We start from the raw sequence: 14,763 nt of genomic DNA on the forward strand, positions 1-14,763 counted from the left end.
GGAGTCGAGGCTGTACGGAGCCTCAGAGCGATGAAAAACGGCCGGGCGGCAAGGGAAATCCCCTGCCGCCCGGCCGCACCCCAAGAGAAATTCAGGCGCGCGCCTTCGCGTGCGTCCGCCCGCGCAGGTCGAGTTCGATTTCCTCCAGCGTCCGGCCTTTGGTTTCCGGGACGAGCCATTTCGTGAGGAAGAACAGGGCCACGTTGATTCCCGCGAACAGGAACATCGAACCGCCGAGGCCGAGTGCGCCGGGGTCGGAGATGATCGGGAACACGGCGCTGATGATGCCGGTCGCGGCCCACAGCACGACGCTGCTTACGCCCATTCCCGCGGCGCGGACCTTCAGCGGGAACACCTCGGCCATCATGACCCACACGACCGCGCCCCAGCCCAGTTCGTAGCCGACCAGGTACAGCACCATCGCGACCAGCATCAGGATGCCCTTGGTCGCGGTGTCGTGGACTTCCAGCACGATGAACCCGGCGGCGACCAGAGTCAGCACCATCAGCACGTTGCCGATCAGCAGCAGCGGTTTGCGGCCCCACCGGTCGACCACGAACACGACCCACGCGGTGAACAAGAACTTGGTCACGCCCAGCAGCACGCCGGACAGCAGCGCCGCCTGGGTCGCGAAACCGAGGCCGATCAGCATCGTCGGGAAGTACGCGTTCACCGCGTTCACGCCGCTGAACTGCTGGCCCATCGCGAGCAGCAGCGCCACCACGAGCATCGGCCGCACGGTCGGCGTCAGCAGGTCGCGGAACCGGGTCTTCGCCGATTCCGAGTCGAGCCGGATGACCTCGCGGATCGTGCCGATCTCCTCGTCGACGTTCACGCCGCCGCCGTGCGAGCTGAGCAGGACCGCGCGCGCCTGTTCCTCATGGCCGTTCGCGACGAGCCAGCGCGGCGTTTCGGGCAGGAACACCAGGCCCGCCAGCAGGATCACCGCCGGCACGATCGCGCCGGCGAACATCAGCCGCCAGTTGCCCGAACTGCCGAGCCCGTAGCTGACGAGGAACGCGATCAGGATGCCGAGCACGATGAAGATCTGGTTCAGCGCGCCCATCGCCCCGCGCAGCCGCGCCGGAGCGAGTTCCGACAGGTACGTCGGGACCGTCGAGGACGACAATCCGATTCCCACGCCTATCACCAGCCGGGAAATGATCAGCAACGCGAAGGTCGGCGAAAAGGTGGCCGCGAGCGTGCCGATGATGACGACCACGGCGGCCGTCATGATCGTCCGGCGGCGGCCGAGCCTTTCGTTGAGCCGCGAGGAGAAACTCGCGCCGACGATCGCGCCGACGGAAATGCTCGCGGTGATGACGCCTTTGTCCCAGCCGGACAGGCCCCAGAGTTTCCCGATGAACGGCAACACCCCGGAAATGACCCCGAGGTCGTAGCCGAACAGGATGCCGCCGAGGGCACCGAAGAAATACAGCGTCGTTCTGCCGATGGGCCGCCGCGCCGCGGCTGTCTGTGTCATTGCCGAGCCGTCTCTTTCCGGGATGGCCGGCCGGTCCTGGTCCGCTGCCCGGGAGGTCAGCGCCGTCCTGGCCGGACGAATGGGGGTCGAGGGGACAAGGACTGCCGGACTGGTCCAGCACTGCGGAACGGCTGAATCCGCCGCCGCGCAACGCCTTTCCCGCGCCGCGTGCCGGTTCGCCCGTTCCGGTTCGAACTTCGCCGTACACAGTCACACGCTGGTCACCGGCGGGCAAGACGCGGGCTGATAACTATTCAGTCACGTGACTAGCGTTCACATATGTGGACAGGGTAGGCGGGCGTTTTCGCAGGTCAAGGCGTTGCGGAGGAGATCTTGCCAGGAGTTGCCGCGAAAGCCGAACTGTCGGGAACCGGCTGTCGCGGACGTCCGTCGTACGGGTCGTCCGATCGCCGCGGTGGGGGAGATGCGCATGGGAACGGGTTTCGAGGTCGCTCCGGGGGAGGTCGCGACCGCGGCCGGACGGGCGCGCCAGGCCGCGGCGACCGTGCGGACGGCCGACCTCGCGGGCGCGCTCGCCGGCGTCGGGCTGTCCGGCGGCACGAGCGTGGCCGCGGCGGATCGCCTGTCCGACACCTGGGGTCGCGCCGTTCCGAAGTGGACCGCCGACACCGAGGCATACGCGGGCAACCTCGATCAGGCCGCGGCCGGCTACCGCGGAGCCGACCAGAACGCCACCGGCGAGATCGCGGCGGCGGGCCGATGATCACCTGGGGAGACGTCCGGCGCTGGAATCCGGCCGACCTCGCCGCGGCGGTCGACGCGCTCGGCACCCGGGCCGCCCGGCTCTCCGCGGCGAACGACGATGCCGACGCCATGACGAAGTTCGGCGCCTGGCAAGGCGACGCGGCGGACGCGGCGACCGCCAAAGGCACCGCGCTGACCGCGGAACTGCGGCAGCTGACCACGGACGTGTCGGCTGTCCGGCGCGGGGTGCACGACGCGCAACTGGCGGTCGAGCGGATCAGTTCGGCGGTGCAAGAGGTCGACGATTTCGCCTCGCGCAACGGAATGCGGATCGACGACGGCGGCGGAGTCAGCGGAGAACCCGAGCGGCAGGCCGAAGTCGCCGACCGGGTGAGCCGGATTCTCCGCGACGCCACCGAAATCGACGCGGACCTCACCGTCGTGCTCGACCGCGCGGCGAAGGGCGAGAGCGGCGGCACCGGAATGGTCGCGCTGGCGATGGCGACCACCAGCCGGCCGAAACCGAACGCCACCCCGGCGGAGAACCGGGCGTGGTGGGACAGCCTGTCCGACTCCGCGCAGTCCTCCATCCTGCGCGACAATCCGGACCTGATCCGCAACCTCGACGGCATTCCGGTGGTCGATCGGGACGCGGCCAATCGCGTTGTGCTGCAACAGGAAATCGACAAGCGCAAGGGAGACGACGCGCAATTGCGCGGCCTCACCGCGATCCGCGACCGGCTCGCGGCCGACGGCAAACCGCCCGCGTTCCTGATCTCGCTCGACGTCAGCGGCGACGGCACCGCGGTCGTCGCCGCCGGAAACCCGGACACCGCGGCGAATGTCGCGACTTATGTGCCCGGTACCGGCAGCGAGCTGGCCAAGATCGGCGGCGACCTCGGCCGGTCGGACAAGATGTGGCAGTCGGCGACGATGGCGGGCTCGCCGTCGACGTCGGTGATCACGTGGGTCGGCTACGACGCGCCGGACGAACTCGTGAACGCCGCCAGCGAGAAGTACGCCGACGGCGGCAAGGAGGCGTTGTCGAAATTCGAGGACGGCCTGCGGGCTTCGCACGAAGGCGCGCCGTCGCACAACACCGTGCTCGGCCACAGCTACGGCACGACGGTGATCGGCCACGCGGCTCGCGACGGCGGGCTCAACGCCGACGACCTGATCTTCGTCGGCAGCCCCGGCGTCGGCGTCGAACACGCGAACCAGCTGCACCTCGACGGCGTCCCACAGGACCAGGTCGCCCAGCACGTGCACTCGACGGTCGCGGAACACGACCTGATCAAGATGACCAACATCGGCGTCGGCGGCCACGACCCGCTCGGCCCGAGCCCAGCCGGCGGCGGCTTCGGCGGCCAGGTCTTCGAATCCGCTCCGGGCGACAAGGGCCCGTGGTACGAGGGCGGCCTGTCCGGGGCCGCGCACAGCCAATACTGGGAGGACAACAACCCGTCGCTGCGCAGCTTCGGCCGGATCATCGCCGGGCTCCCGGCGTGACGGCGCGCCGCACCGCGCTGGCCTGCCTCGCCGCCCTTCCCCTCGTAGCCTGCTCCCCAGGAGGTGGAGCCATGACCCCCACGATCACCGAAACCGAAGCCCGCGATCGGGTCGAGGACTACGTGCGCGGCGCGTTCTCCGCGCTGCCCGCGCCGGCCGGGCGGGAACTGTTCTCCCGCAACCGTTCCGAATGCACCGACCCGACCGACCACGGCCCGGCAGGGCGGTACGAGATCTCCGCCACGTACGAGGTGACCGGGCTCGAACCGGACACCTTCGCCGCCCAGTTCGACGCCGTCGTGAAGTGGTGGCAGGGACACGGCTTCACCGTGCTGACCGACCGGCGGCCCACCGACCAGTACGTCTTCGCGCGCAACGAGCGGGACGGCTTCGACATGTCGTTGCAGGCCAACGAACTCGGGAAGCTGTATCTCGGTGCGACGTCGCCGTGCGTCTGGCCGAAGGGCACTCCGGAGGCGGAAGCCGCGCCCGCGGCCGTCGAGGAAGTCGAGGAACCTGAGGTCGCGCCGGAGCCGGAACGTCCCCGACCGCGCCGCGCGCCGGTGGACGACGAGGATTTCGGCCAGACGTCGTGGTCGGACGGAGGCACCGCGTTCTGATCGTCCGCTCGCGGAAATTTGCCGGACCGGCGGGGAGTTGGGCACGGGTATGAGTCAAGGACCCGCACCCCGGAAGCTGTCCGACGAAGCCCTTTCGGACCTGCTGAGCCAGCAGCGGTTCGGCACGCTCGCGACGATCAAACGCAGCGGTCAGCCGCATCTGACGACCATGCTGTACAGCTGGGATCCCGACGCCCGGGTGGTGCGGTTTTCGACGACTGCCGACCGGAGCAAGGTCGGTCATCTGCGCCGCAACCCGCGGGCGACGCTGCACGTCCAAGGCGGCGACGTGTGGTCGTTCGCGGTCGCCGAGGGGCGAGCGGAGGTTTCCGAGGTCACCGAGGTTCCCGGCGACGCGGTGGGGCAGGAACTGCTCGCGATGCTCCCGGAGGCCGCGCGGCCCGAGGACGCAGAGGCGTTCCTGAAGCAGCAGGTGGCCGAGCGGCGAGTGGTGATCCGGCTCCCGGTCGAGCGGCTCTACGGCACCGCGCTCGACGTCTGAGGCCCGGACACGACGGTGAAGGGCCCCGGATTCCGGAACCCTTCACCGGCTGTTCGTTCAGGCGTTCTTGATCGCGGAGATCTCGAACTCGAGGGTGATCTTGTCCGAGACCAGCACGCCGCCGGTCTCGAGGGCGGCGTTGAAGGTGACGCCGTAGTCGCTGCGGTTGATCGAGGTCTTGCCCTCGAAGCCGACGCGGTCGTTGCCGAACGGGTCCTTCGCGGAGCCGCCGAACTCGAACGGGATGGTGACCGACTTGGTGATGCCCTTGACGGTCAGGTCGCCGGTCACGTCGAAGGTGTCCTCGCCGGTCTGCGCGATTCCGGTGGAGGTGAAGGTGATGGTCGGGAACTCGTCGACGGACAGGAAGTCGTTGTTGCGCAGGTGGCCGTCGCGGTCGGCGTTGCGGGTGTCGACGCTCTTGGTCTGGATGGTGACGTTCGCGCTCGAGTTGGCCGGGTTCTCGCCGTCCAGGGTGAACGAGCCTTCGAACTCGTTGAAGGAGCCGCGGACCTTGGTGACCATGGCGTGGCGGGCGACGAAGCCGATCCGGCTGTGCGTGCCGTCGATCGTGTAGGTGCCGGTCAGGTGGGCGTAGGTGGTCGCGCTGGTCATGAGTTCCGTTCCTTCGGGTCCTTGGTTGAGTGTTCAACTAGCACTGTAGCCCACAATAACTGATTGCGCGAGCAAGTGTCGGATATACTCCCCCTTTGTGGTGACCAGAACCCCGCTGACCAGCGAAGAAGAGGCGGTGTGGCGTCCGCTGATGCGCCTCGTCACAGTCCTGCCGCGGGCTCTCGAGGACCAGTTCGCGCACGACAACGGCGTCTCGCTGACGGATTACACCGTGCTCGTGTCGCTGGCGGAAGCGCCCGAAGGCAGGCTGCGGCTCACCGATCTGGCGCAGGCCACGGCGCTGTCGCTGAGCCGGATCAGCCGGGTCGTGGAGGCGATGGTGGGGCGCGGGCTGGTCAAGAAGGTGAAGTGCCCGCAGGACCGGCGGGCCGCGCACGCGACGCTCACCGAAGCGGGGCGCGCGAAGTTAGCCGCCGCGTATCCCGGGCATCTCGAACGGGTGCGTTCGTTCCTGTTCGACCACCTCTCGCCCGAGGAGGTCCGCGCCGCGGGCCCGATCCTCGCCCGGCTGGCCGCCGCGCTGGAGCCGCCGGACGGTTCGGCCTGCCCGGACGACTAGACCCGACCCCCGACGAAAGGCTTCCGATGCCCGACCAGGGTGAGTTCAAGCGCGACACGAACTACATCTCCGACCGGATCACCGCCGACGGCCGCGACGGCTGGCCGGTGGAGCCGGGCCGGTACCGCCTGGTGATCGCGCGCGCCTGCCCGTGGGCGAACCGCGCGTCGATCGTGCGCAGGCTGCTCGGCCTCGAAGACGTGCTGTCGATGGGCCTGTGCGGCCCGACGCATGACGAGCGCAGCTGGACCTTCGACCTCGATCCCGGCGGCCGCGACCCGGTGCTCGGCATCGAACGGCTGCAGGAGGCGTTTTTCGCGCGGTACCCGGACTATCCGCGCGGGATCACCGTTCCGTCCATTGTGGATGTCCCGAGTGGGCAGATCGTGACCAACGACTTCAAGCAGATCACGATCGACCTGTCGCTGGAATGGGGCGCCTACCACCGGGACGGCGCGCCCGAGCTGTACCCGGAACGGCTGCGCGACGAGGTCGAGGACGTCGCGGAGAAGGTCTTCCGGGACGTGAACAACGGCGTGTACAAAGCGGGTTTCGCCACCTCGCAGGAGGCGTACGAAGAGGCGTACCGCGCGTTGTTCTCCCGGCTGGACTGGCTGTCCGAGCGGCTGGCCGGCCAGCGGTACCTCGTCGGCGACACGATCACCGAGGCGGACGTCCGGCTGTTCACGACGCTCGTCCGCTTCGACGCGGTGTACCACGGGCATTTCAAGTGCAACCGGCAGAAACTCACGGAGATGCCGGTGCTGTGGGCGTACGCGCGGGATCTGTTCCAGACGCCCGGTTTCGGCGACACGATCGATTTCGGGCAGATCAAGGAGCACTACTACGTGGTGCACCGGAACGTGAACCCGACCGGGATCGTGCCGCTGGGGCCGGACCTGGCGGGGTGGCTGACGCCGCACGGCCGGGAGGAACTGGGCGGGAGGCCGTTCGGGGACGGGACGCCGCCGGGTCCGCCGCCGGCAGGGGAGCGGGTTCCTGAGCTGGGGAGCTAGGTCGTCCCGAATCTGCCGCCACGCGGGGAGTCCGCGATGGCGGTCCGCCCGCGTCTGCTCCGGCACCGCCTTGACCCGTAAGGAGTTTTGCCATGTCCGCCGAGCCGTTCGAAGTCCGCGTCACCGAAGCGGAGATCGCGGACCTGCGGGATCGGTTGCGGCGGACGCGGTGGCCCGAGCCCGAGCCGGTGGACGACTGGTCGCAGGGGCTGCCGCTGTCCTACGCGCAGGAGCTGTGCCGCAGCTGGGCCGAGGACTACGACTTCGGGTTCGCCGAGCGGCTGAACGTCTTCCCGCAGTACCGCGACACGATCGACGGCCTGGGCATTCACTTCCTGCACGTCCGTTCGCCGGAGCCGGGCGCGTTCCCGCTCGTGCTCACGCACGGGTGGCCGGGTTCGGTGCTGGAGTTCCTGGACGTCCTCGGCCCGCTGACCGATCCGCGTGCGCACGGCGGGGATCCGGCGGACGCGTTCCACGTGGTCGCGCCGTCGTTGCCCGGGTACGGCTGGAGCGACAAGCCGGCGACGACCGGATGGGGTGTCCCGCGCATCGCACGCGCCTGGGACACGTTGATGGTCTCGCTGGGCTACCACCGGTACGGCGCGCAGGGCGGCGACTGGGGCTCGGCGGTGTCCGGCGCGCTGGGCGAGGTGGCGCCTGAGCGGGTCGCCGGCGTCCACGTGAATCTGGGGTCCGTGGCGGCGGGCACGTTCGCCGACCCGACGCCCGCGGAACTGGCGAATCTCGAGGCGGAGAAGGAGTTCCAGCGCACCGGCCGCGGTTACTCGGCGCTCCAGGCGACCCGGCCGCAGACCCTCGGCTACGGCCTCACCGACTCCCCGGCGGGCCAGGCCGCCTGGATCGCCGAGAAATTCTGGGCCTGGACGGACCACAACGGCCACCCTGAGGACGCGGTGTCGCGGCAGACGATCCTCGACGAGATCTCGGTCTATTGGTTCACCGCGTCCGCCACCTCGTCGGCGCGCCTGTACTGGGAAAGCTTCGCCAACTTCCGGGACAAGGTCACCGCGCCGTCCGGGCTGTCGGTCTACCCGCGCGACATCACCCGTCCGTCGCGGCGGGAGGCCGAGCTGCGGTTCACCGACCTGCGCTGGTTCGAGGAACTGCCGCGAGGCGGACACTTCGCCGCTCTGGAGCAGCCGGAGTCGCTGGTCGAGCAGGTGCGCGGGTTCTTCCGTCTCGTCCGCTAGGCCCGCGCGGGAAGCGGCAGGTCGTGTGCTTTGCGGAAGTCGGTCAGGGTGGCCCACGCGAGATGCGGATCCAGTGCGAGCCGTCGCCGGGCGATGGCCAGTTCGTGCAGGCTCGGCGTGAGGCGGGACTGGGTGAGCGCGTCGGTGAACATGTCCAGGACGGTGGCGCAGAAGAGGACGAACGCGCTGCTGTGCAACCGCAGCCGGTTGACCGCGTCGGCGAGGTCGGAGGTCGCGCCTTCGTGCAGTTCGGCGGCGAGTTCGGCGAGTTCCGCTGCTTCGCGGGTGTCGGGGATGCGGAGGAGTTTCGGCCACAGTTCGGTCAGCTCCGGCGTTTGCGCGAGCCCGCGGGCCTGTCCGGCGAAGCCGCTCGCCTTGGCGGCCAGGTCGGCGCGGACCAGGATGCCGGTGACCGTGGACAGCGACGGCTCGTAGTGTTCGATCGTCACGTCCACCATGTCGATCGTGGTGCGGCGCAGGTCGCGGGGCAGGCCGCCGGAGAGGCAGTGGCCGAGGTAGCAGAACTGCTCCGGAACGCCGGGCAGCCGTTGCGCGATCCACAGCCTGCTCTCGTCGAGCGTGAACGATTCCAGGCGCACCACTTCGGAAAACGCGCTGTCGAAGGCGTCGCGCACGGCCAGTCCGCGTTGCTCGAAGCTGAGCACCGCGTCGTCGGACACCGCCACGAAGTACAGGCAGCCGGGCACGCCGAAGATGCCCTTGATGTCGTTCACGAGCTGCTGGGCCTTGTCCTGCTCGCCGATCTTGTCCAGTTCGTCGATGGCGACGACGACCCGGTCGGTGATCCCTTCCGCGCGCAGGGATTCGGCGGTCAGCTGGGCGAACGAGCGGAACTCGTCGACGACTTCCGGATGCGTCAGCTGCTGTTCGGCCCGTTGCGTGGTGCGGGTGCGGCCCAGTTCGCCGCCCGCCGGGACGGCGAGTTTGCCGGACCAGCCGGTGGTGTAGGTCAGGAGGTACTGGATGCGGAGCAACTGCCGTCGCGCTTCGGCTTCGAGGGCACGTGCTCCGGCGGACGACTTGCGCCGCAGGAAGAGCAGCACGGCACCGGTTGCGGTCGCGAGGAGTTTCCAGACCCAGCGGAGCGCGAGGACGGCGACCACGCCCAAGGCGATCCGGTTGGCGACTGGCTGCTCTGTCCACAATGGACCAAGCAGGTCGGGGAACTGAACTTTGCGGACGGTGTGCCACAGATCGACGGGGAACTGCGCGAATTTCCCGGTCCAGAGCAGGCCGCCGATCGCCCAGCCGAGCGCCGCCGAGAGCACGAGATCGGCTGATCCGCGCCAGAACCGGCGGGCCCACCAGCGCCAGCCGATGGCCGGACCCAGCGTCTGCCGGATCCGTTCGAGGACGGCTTGGCACAGCAGCTTGTGCAGGTGCAGCACGAAATCGCGGGCGTCGTAGGTGGCCGGGGCGGAGGCGACCACCACCAGCGGCGCGGGGTTTTCGCTGCCGTGCAGCAGACCGCGCTGCATGGAACGGATGGCGGTCGTCTTGCCGGACCCGCGTTGCCCGCCGAGTGCGACCGCGCCGGAACCCGCGCGTTCGAGGACCCGCCGGATCCGTTTCGCCGCGGCGGTCGGCACGATCCGGGTGCTGTCCTCCTCGCCGAGGTCGTACTGCTGCTCGAAAACCAACGTGGTGCCGAAGTGCAATCGCCGGTGCGCGGAAATGACGTCGCGGACCTCGGGCAGCACGATCTCGCGCGCGGCGAACGAACGCCGGGGCCCGAGGCCGAATTGCTCCTCGTGGAACTGCATGGCGTCCGGGTTGATCCACTCGCGCAACGCGGTGACCTTGCGGACCGCGAGCGCGCCGGTGGCGAACAGGACGCACGGCATCATCATCCCGGCGAAGATCCGGAAGAACAGCGGGAGCTGGTTCCACGCGGCGGTCATCAGGCTGAGGTAGGCGAGCCCGAGCAGCACCGCGACCAGCAGCCAGAGCACCTCGCGCGGCGACACCGGCCGGTTGCGCGGCCGGAATCCCCGGTCGCCTTCGGCCATGACCTGATCCTGCAGCGTCCGGATCTTGGCGAGCAGGGTCTCGTTCGCGAACAGCTCCTCCCGCACGACCTCGGCGCGCAGCGATTCGCGGGCGAGCAGCCGGATGACCTCGGGGGAGCTGAGCGTCTCGTCGATCAGGGAGGCCAGCGCGGCCTGCGCGGTCCACGAGTCGAAATCCTCGAGGTCTTCCTCCTCGATCGAGTGCGGGTCGCTCCGCTCGCCGGTCACCGGCGGATGATGCCACAGGACGTGCTCCGGGCGGGCCGGTTTCGGCGACCGTTAGCGCGAAGGGACGGCGAGCAGCCCTTGCGCTGCGGTGGCTCCCGAAGGATTCGTCAGCTGAGGATGTCGTGCGCGAGGGCGATCGGGTCGTCGACCGTGCCTGACGGCTGGGCCCGGACGGCGGCTGCCGCGGCCGTCGCGTCGGGCAGGGCCAAGTGGGGGCCGCCGCGGAGGCGGTCCGCAGCGGCTAGCAGGTCGGCGGCGGCAACTGGACGGTCGATGCGCAGGGCCTGGTCGGCGACGCCCACGAGAACAATCGACAGATACAGTGCCTCGCCGGCTTCCGCGGCCAAGGCGAGGGCTTCGCGGCGGCGCTCCCGGGCGGCGGGCAGGTCGCCGGTCTGGGCGTCCAGGTAGGCGTGCGAATGCTGGATCATCGCGCGGAACAACGGATGCGGTTCGGATTCGCTCAACAGCGCTTCGGCGCGGTTCAGCTCCCGGCGGGCTTCTGCCAGCTCGCCGCGCCAGCGCGCCAGATCCGATTTCGTCTGGGCCAGAAAGGCGAGCGAATCGGGGAACGGCACGCTCCGCGCGTCGCGTTCGGCGGCGGCTATCGCGGCCGCTGCGGCCGCCTCGTCGCCGAGCTGCCAGAACAGGTGTGCTTGCCGGCCGCGGGCGAACAGAACGTCATCCGCCGACCCGAGTTCCGAGACGACCTGGATCGATTCCTCGTAGCACGAAACGGCTTCCTCCAGTTCGCCGCGACGGCCGACGACCTCGGCGAGACTGTTGAGCGCCAACGACCTTCCCCAGCGTTCCCCGCTCAGCCGGAACAGCCGGACAGCCTCGCGGATGTCGGCTTCCTGCGCGGCCGAGTCGTGCCAGAGGTTCAGCTGCGTGCGCGCCCGGTGCAGCCGGGCGTGCGCGCGCAGCCACGGGTCCTCATCGGACAGCAAGTCGTCCAATGTGGACTCCAGAGCACTGGGTTCCCCGGTTTGCGTGAACACCGGAATGATCGATCGCAGCAAGGAATTCTTGCTGCCGCGGCTGAGTTCGAGTGCTTTGCGGCCCAAGGCGTCCGCGGAGGTTTCAGCGGTCATCCCGATGGTCAGCAGCAACGCGGCCATCGCGTACCCCATCGCGCGCAGCTCGCGGTCCGCCTCGCCGGGCAACGCCAGCGCCGCCTCGATCAGCTCCTGCGCTTCGGTCTTGTGCCCGGTCAGCATCCAGAACCACGCGCACGACGTCACCAGCCGCAGCGACGTCGTCGCTTCGCCAGCGGCGATGGCACCGCGTACGGCGGAGATCAGATTGCCGTGCTCGGCGGCGAAACGCGCGAGCCATTCGATCTGCTCGGCCCGGCGCAGGTATTTGTCGCCGGTCTCGGCGAAACTGGCGAACCATTCCGCGTGTGCCTGCCGGAGTTCCTCGCGTTCGTCGACTGCGGTGAGCTGTTCCAGCCCGTACGCCTTGATGGTCTCGAGCATCCGATAGCGCGGCTCGCCGTTCTCGGAGACGGTCAGCAGCGACTTGTCGACTAACGCGCTGAGCAGCTCCGCCGTGCCGCCGCAGACCGCTTCCGCGGCCGCCGCGGTCGCGCCGCCGGAGAAGATCGACAACCGGCGCAGCAGTTGCCGCTCGTCCGGTTCCAGCAGGTCCCAGCTCCAGTCGACCACCGCGCGCAACGTGCGGTGCCGGGGGAGCGCGGTCCGGCTGCCCGCGGTGAGCACGCGGAACCGATCGCCGAGCCGGGCGGCCAGCTGCGACACGGTCATCGACCGCAACCGCGCCGCGGCGAGTTCGACCGCGAGCGGCATTCCGTCGAGCGCCCGGCAGATCCGCACCACGTCGTCCACAGTGGACTCGTCGACGGTGAACCCTGGCCGCACCGCGGCGGCGCGATCGGCCAGCAGCCGAACCGAAGCACACGCCGTCGCTTCGACGGCGGTCGCCCCTTCCGCGGGCAGCGTCAGCGGTTCGACCGGCCAGAGCGCCTCGCCGGTCAGCGCCAACGGCTCCCGGCTGGTCGCGAGAATCCGCAGCCGCGGGCATTCGCCGAGCAGGTATTCGGCGAGTTCGGCGGCGGCTTCGATGACGTGCTCGCAGTTGTCGAGCACCAGCACCGCGTCCCGGTCGCGCAACGCGCCCGCCGCCCGCTCGCGCGGAGTGCCGTGGGCGCGCGATCCGGGGTACATCTGCTCGTGCAGGCCCAACGCGTCGAGCACGGCCTGCGGGACGTCCGCGCCGTTGGCGATCGGGGCGAGTTCGGCGAACCACACGCCGCTGCGCTCGGACAGCAGATGCCGTCCGGTTTCCGTGGCCAGCCGGGTCTTTCCGGCCCCGCCGGGCCCGGTCAGCGTCGTGAGCCGGTACTCGCCGACCAGCTTGGCCACGCGCGCGACCTCGGCGTTCCGGCCGACGAAACTGGTCAGCTCGGCCCGCAGGTTCGTGCGCGCGACCTCCTCGTCCGGCACCGTTTCGCGGAGGATTTTGGTGTGCGCGGCGGACAGTTCGGGAGCCGGGTCGGTGCCGAGTTCGTCCGCCAGCGCCATCCGGATCCGCGCGAACACCCGCAGCGCTTCGGCCGGTCGTCCGGCGGCTTGCAGCGAGAGCATCAACGTCGCGGCCAGCCGTTCCCGCAGCGGATGTTCGGCGAGCAGCCTCGACAGTTCTTCGGCGAGTTCCGCGCCGTGCCCCAGCCGGAGGGCGGCTTCGGCGTACTCCTCGGTCGCCGACAGCCGCAGCTCGTTCAGCCGCGCGATGTGACCTTGGAAGAACTGCGCGTCGGAGACGTCGCCGAGCGCCGGGCCGCGCCAGAGGTTGAGCGCCTCGCGCAGCAGTACGACGCGCTTCTCGTCGGGTGCCGTCCGGGCCACGGTGACCAACTCCTCGAACCGGGCTGCGTCGACGGTCGCCTCGGGCAGCCGGTAGCCGGACGGCGTGGAGTCGAGCCGGGTGCCGACCCGGCGGAGCCGCGAGACGAGCGCCTGGAGCGCGTTGGCCGTGGCCGGCGGACGCGTCCCCCAGACGGCGTCGACGAGCCGCCCGGCGGGCACGACCCGGCCGGGTTCCAGCGCGAGGGCGCTCAGCAGCGTCCGCAATCGGGCGCCGGCGATCTCGACTGCGGCACCGTCGTCGTTCCGGACCTCCAGCGGGCCCAGCAAGCCGATCCGCACGGGTCGATGATGCCGCGCCGGAGGCCGTCCCGTCCTCCGGGATCTCCCCGATATCCGGGAGGTTCGGGGCAGAAAATGGAGTCGACACCAAGTTTGCAGTCTGCTTCACTTTCCGGCGTGGGACTTCGAGAGCGGAAGAAGCAGGAGACGGTGCGGCGCATCGTGGAAACCGCGCTGCGGATGTTCGTCGAGCGCGGATTCGAGGCGGTGACGATCGCCGAGGTGGCCGAGGCCGCCGACGTCGCGGTCAACACGGTCTACAACCACTTCCGCGTCAAGGAAGACCTGGTGCTGCCGCCCGCCGAGGCATCCGCGGGGCGGCTGGCCGAGATCGTGGCGGCGCGGGGCCAGGGGGTGTCCGCGGCCCGCGCGGTGCTGGACCGCCTGCGCGGCGAGATCCGGCAGCGCTCGCGGACGGTCGGGCTCAGCCCGGGATTCGGCCGGGTGCTGCCGATGATGCTGGCCGCGCCCACGCTCGCCGCCCGGTTGCGGGACCTCGGCGAGCAGATGGTCGCCGAACTCGCCGATCTGCTGACCGCGGAAACCGGTGCGGCGCCGGGGGATCCGGTGCCCGGGCTGGTCGCCGCGCAGATCGGCTGGGTGCACAGCCTGCTGTACGGCGAGATCGGCAAACGCACCGTCGCCGGAGAGCAGCCGGACGACATCGCGGAGGCGGCGCTGACGCTCCTCGACGCGGTGGAAGGCCTGCTCAGCGAACAAGTACTGACTTATGCGACCCGGAAGGACACCTGACATGGACGCGTTTCGCGTGCTCATCCGCGGCAAATTCGACGCTCTCGACGAGGATGCTCGCCGCGTGCTGGACGCCAAGACCGACGTCGCCTTCACCGAGGAAGGCACCTTCACGCACGACGTCAACGCGACGGCATTCACCTTCCGCTGCCAGGTCCCGGCCGGCCCGGACGACGACGAACGCGCGGCCAAAGACGGCGCGACCGCCGCGCTGGCCGCGCACGGCCTGCCGTACCGGGACCTCAACTACGCGGTGACCGACTTGCGGGCGATCAAGATCCGGCGCAAGAACCGCTAGTGAGACCTGCTGCGCCGCTGACTGGAACCGGCCGAAGTCG

The 14,763-nt window shown here is 69.8% G+C and carries 13 protein-coding genes; 9 read left to right on the forward strand and 4 right to left on the reverse strand.

Annotated elements, in window-relative coordinates; translation table 11 throughout:
* Window positions 1-91: 91 nt before the first annotated feature.
* Window positions 92-1,483 (reverse strand): sugar porter family MFS transporter, encoded by a 1,392-nt coding sequence (locus SSMG_RS05180; RefSeq protein ID WP_009073458.1) that lies wholly within the window; start codon window positions 1,481-1,483, stop codon window positions 92-94.
* A gap of 430 nt (window positions 1,484-1,913) precedes the next feature.
* Here SSMG_RS05180 and SSMG_RS05185 point away from each other — a divergent pair, with 430 nt between their 5' ends.
* From SSMG_RS05185 to SSMG_RS05200, 4 genes are all read left to right on the forward strand, one after another.
* Window positions 1,914-2,207 (forward strand): hypothetical protein, encoded by a 294-nt coding sequence (locus SSMG_RS05185; protein ID WP_037712618.1) that lies wholly within the window; start codon window positions 1,914-1,916, stop codon window positions 2,205-2,207.
* Window positions 2,204-3,697 carry an alpha/beta hydrolase gene (locus SSMG_RS05190; protein WP_009073462.1) on the forward strand — a complete coding sequence of 498 codons (1,494 nt, stop codon included), beginning with the start codon at window positions 2,204-2,206 and terminating at the stop codon, window positions 3,695-3,697. Before SSMG_RS05185 ends, SSMG_RS05190 begins: the two co-directional genes overlap by 4 nt.
* A 71-nt stretch (window positions 3,698-3,768) precedes the next feature.
* Entirely contained in the window at window positions 3,769-4,317 is a 549-nt protein-coding gene (locus SSMG_RS05195; protein WP_009073464.1) for a hypothetical protein, read from the forward strand.
* A gap of 49 nt (window positions 4,318-4,366) precedes the next feature.
* On the forward strand, window positions 4,367-4,819 hold the full coding sequence (locus SSMG_RS05200; RefSeq protein WP_009073466.1) for a pyridoxamine 5'-phosphate oxidase family protein: 453 nt from the start codon (window positions 4,367-4,369) through the stop codon (window positions 4,817-4,819).
* Between the two features lie 57 nt (window positions 4,820-4,876).
* Here the strand turns inward: SSMG_RS05200 and SSMG_RS05205 are convergent, their stop codons facing one another.
* Window positions 4,877-5,434: a YceI family protein gene (locus SSMG_RS05205; protein ID WP_009073467.1), complete on the reverse strand. Its 558-nt coding sequence runs from the start codon at window positions 5,432-5,434 to the stop codon at window positions 4,877-4,879.
* 100 nt (window positions 5,435-5,534) lie between these two features.
* On the opposite strand from SSMG_RS05205, the gene SSMG_RS05210 reads away from it, so the two are divergent.
* The 3 genes from SSMG_RS05210 (at window position 5,535) to SSMG_RS05220 (ending at window position 8,244) form a co-directional block, all read left to right on the forward strand.
* Window positions 5,535-6,014 carry a MarR family winged helix-turn-helix transcriptional regulator gene (locus SSMG_RS05210; protein ID WP_286156934.1) on the forward strand — a complete coding sequence of 160 codons (480 nt, stop codon included), beginning with the start codon at window positions 5,535-5,537 and terminating at the stop codon, window positions 6,012-6,014.
* A gap of 26 nt (window positions 6,015-6,040) precedes the next feature.
* Window positions 6,041-7,030 (forward strand): glutathione S-transferase family protein, encoded by a 990-nt coding sequence (locus SSMG_RS05215; RefSeq protein ID WP_037712622.1) that lies wholly within the window; start codon window positions 6,041-6,043, stop codon window positions 7,028-7,030.
* Window positions 7,031-7,122: 92 nt separating this feature from the next.
* Window positions 7,123-8,244, forward strand: coding sequence for an epoxide hydrolase family protein (locus tag SSMG_RS05220; RefSeq protein ID WP_009073474.1), 1,122 nt, complete (start codon window positions 7,123-7,125; stop codon window positions 8,242-8,244).
* Here SSMG_RS05220 and SSMG_RS05225 read toward each other — a convergent pair.
* Together SSMG_RS05225 and SSMG_RS05230 are read right to left on the reverse strand one after the other, a co-directional pair.
* Window positions 8,241-10,502 carry a hypothetical protein gene (locus SSMG_RS05225; RefSeq protein WP_009073476.1) on the reverse strand — a complete coding sequence of 754 codons (2,262 nt, stop codon included), beginning with the start codon at window positions 10,500-10,502 and terminating at the stop codon, window positions 8,241-8,243. The two genes, SSMG_RS05220 and SSMG_RS05225, sit on opposite strands and share 4 nt — an antisense overlap.
* 107 nt (window positions 10,503-10,609) lie before the next feature.
* A complete protein-coding gene (locus SSMG_RS05230) occupies window positions 10,610-13,672 on the reverse strand; it encodes a BTAD domain-containing putative transcriptional regulator (RefSeq protein WP_050788115.1) in 3,063 nt (1,020 codons plus the stop codon).
* A gap of 117 nt (window positions 13,673-13,789) precedes the next feature.
* On the opposite strand from SSMG_RS05230, the gene SSMG_RS05235 reads away from it, so the two are divergent.
* Both SSMG_RS05235 and SSMG_RS05240 read left to right on the forward strand, forming a co-directional pair.
* The gene (locus SSMG_RS05235) at window positions 13,790-14,425 is read left to right on the forward strand and encodes a TetR/AcrR family transcriptional regulator (protein ID WP_009073479.1); all 636 of its coding nucleotides are present in this window, start codon (window positions 13,790-13,792) and stop codon (window positions 14,423-14,425) included.
* Window position 14,426: 1 nt separating this feature from the next.
* Window positions 14,427-14,723 (forward strand): DUF6204 family protein, encoded by a 297-nt coding sequence (locus SSMG_RS05240; RefSeq protein WP_037712625.1) that lies wholly within the window; start codon window positions 14,427-14,429, stop codon window positions 14,721-14,723.
* Window positions 14,724-14,763: the final 40 nt, after the last annotated feature.

This window comes from Streptomyces sp. AA4, from assembly GCF_000158875.1.
Lineage (GTDB): Bacteria > Actinomycetota > Actinomycetes > Mycobacteriales > Pseudonocardiaceae > Amycolatopsis.

What these genes read in the sequence shown, in the direction of transcription:
- SSMG_RS05180 (WP_009073458.1), bottom strand. Translation starts at nt 1,483, where the DNA reads ATGACACAGACAGCCGCGGCGCGGCGGCCCATCGGCAGAACGACGCTG.
- SSMG_RS05185 (WP_037712618.1), top strand. Translation starts at nt 1,914, where the DNA reads ATGGGAACGGGTTTCGAGGTCGCTCCGGGGGAGGTCGCGACCGCGGCC.
- SSMG_RS05190 (WP_009073462.1), top strand. Translation starts at nt 2,204, where the DNA reads ATGATCACCTGGGGAGACGTCCGGCGCTGGAATCCGGCCGACCTCGCC.
- SSMG_RS05195 (WP_009073464.1), top strand. Translation starts at nt 3,769, where the DNA reads ATGACCCCCACGATCACCGAAACCGAAGCCCGCGATCGGGTCGAGGAC.
- SSMG_RS05200 (WP_009073466.1), top strand. Translation starts at nt 4,367, where the DNA reads ATGAGTCAAGGACCCGCACCCCGGAAGCTGTCCGACGAAGCCCTTTCG.
- SSMG_RS05205 (WP_009073467.1), bottom strand. Translation starts at nt 5,434, where the DNA reads ATGACCAGCGCGACCACCTACGCCCACCTGACCGGCACCTACACGATC.
- SSMG_RS05215 (WP_037712622.1), top strand. Translation starts at nt 6,041, where the DNA reads ATGCCCGACCAGGGTGAGTTCAAGCGCGACACGAACTACATCTCCGAC.
- SSMG_RS05220 (WP_009073474.1), top strand. Translation starts at nt 7,123, where the DNA reads ATGTCCGCCGAGCCGTTCGAAGTCCGCGTCACCGAAGCGGAGATCGCG.
- SSMG_RS05240 (WP_037712625.1), top strand. Translation starts at nt 14,427, where the DNA reads ATGGACGCGTTTCGCGTGCTCATCCGCGGCAAATTCGACGCTCTCGAC.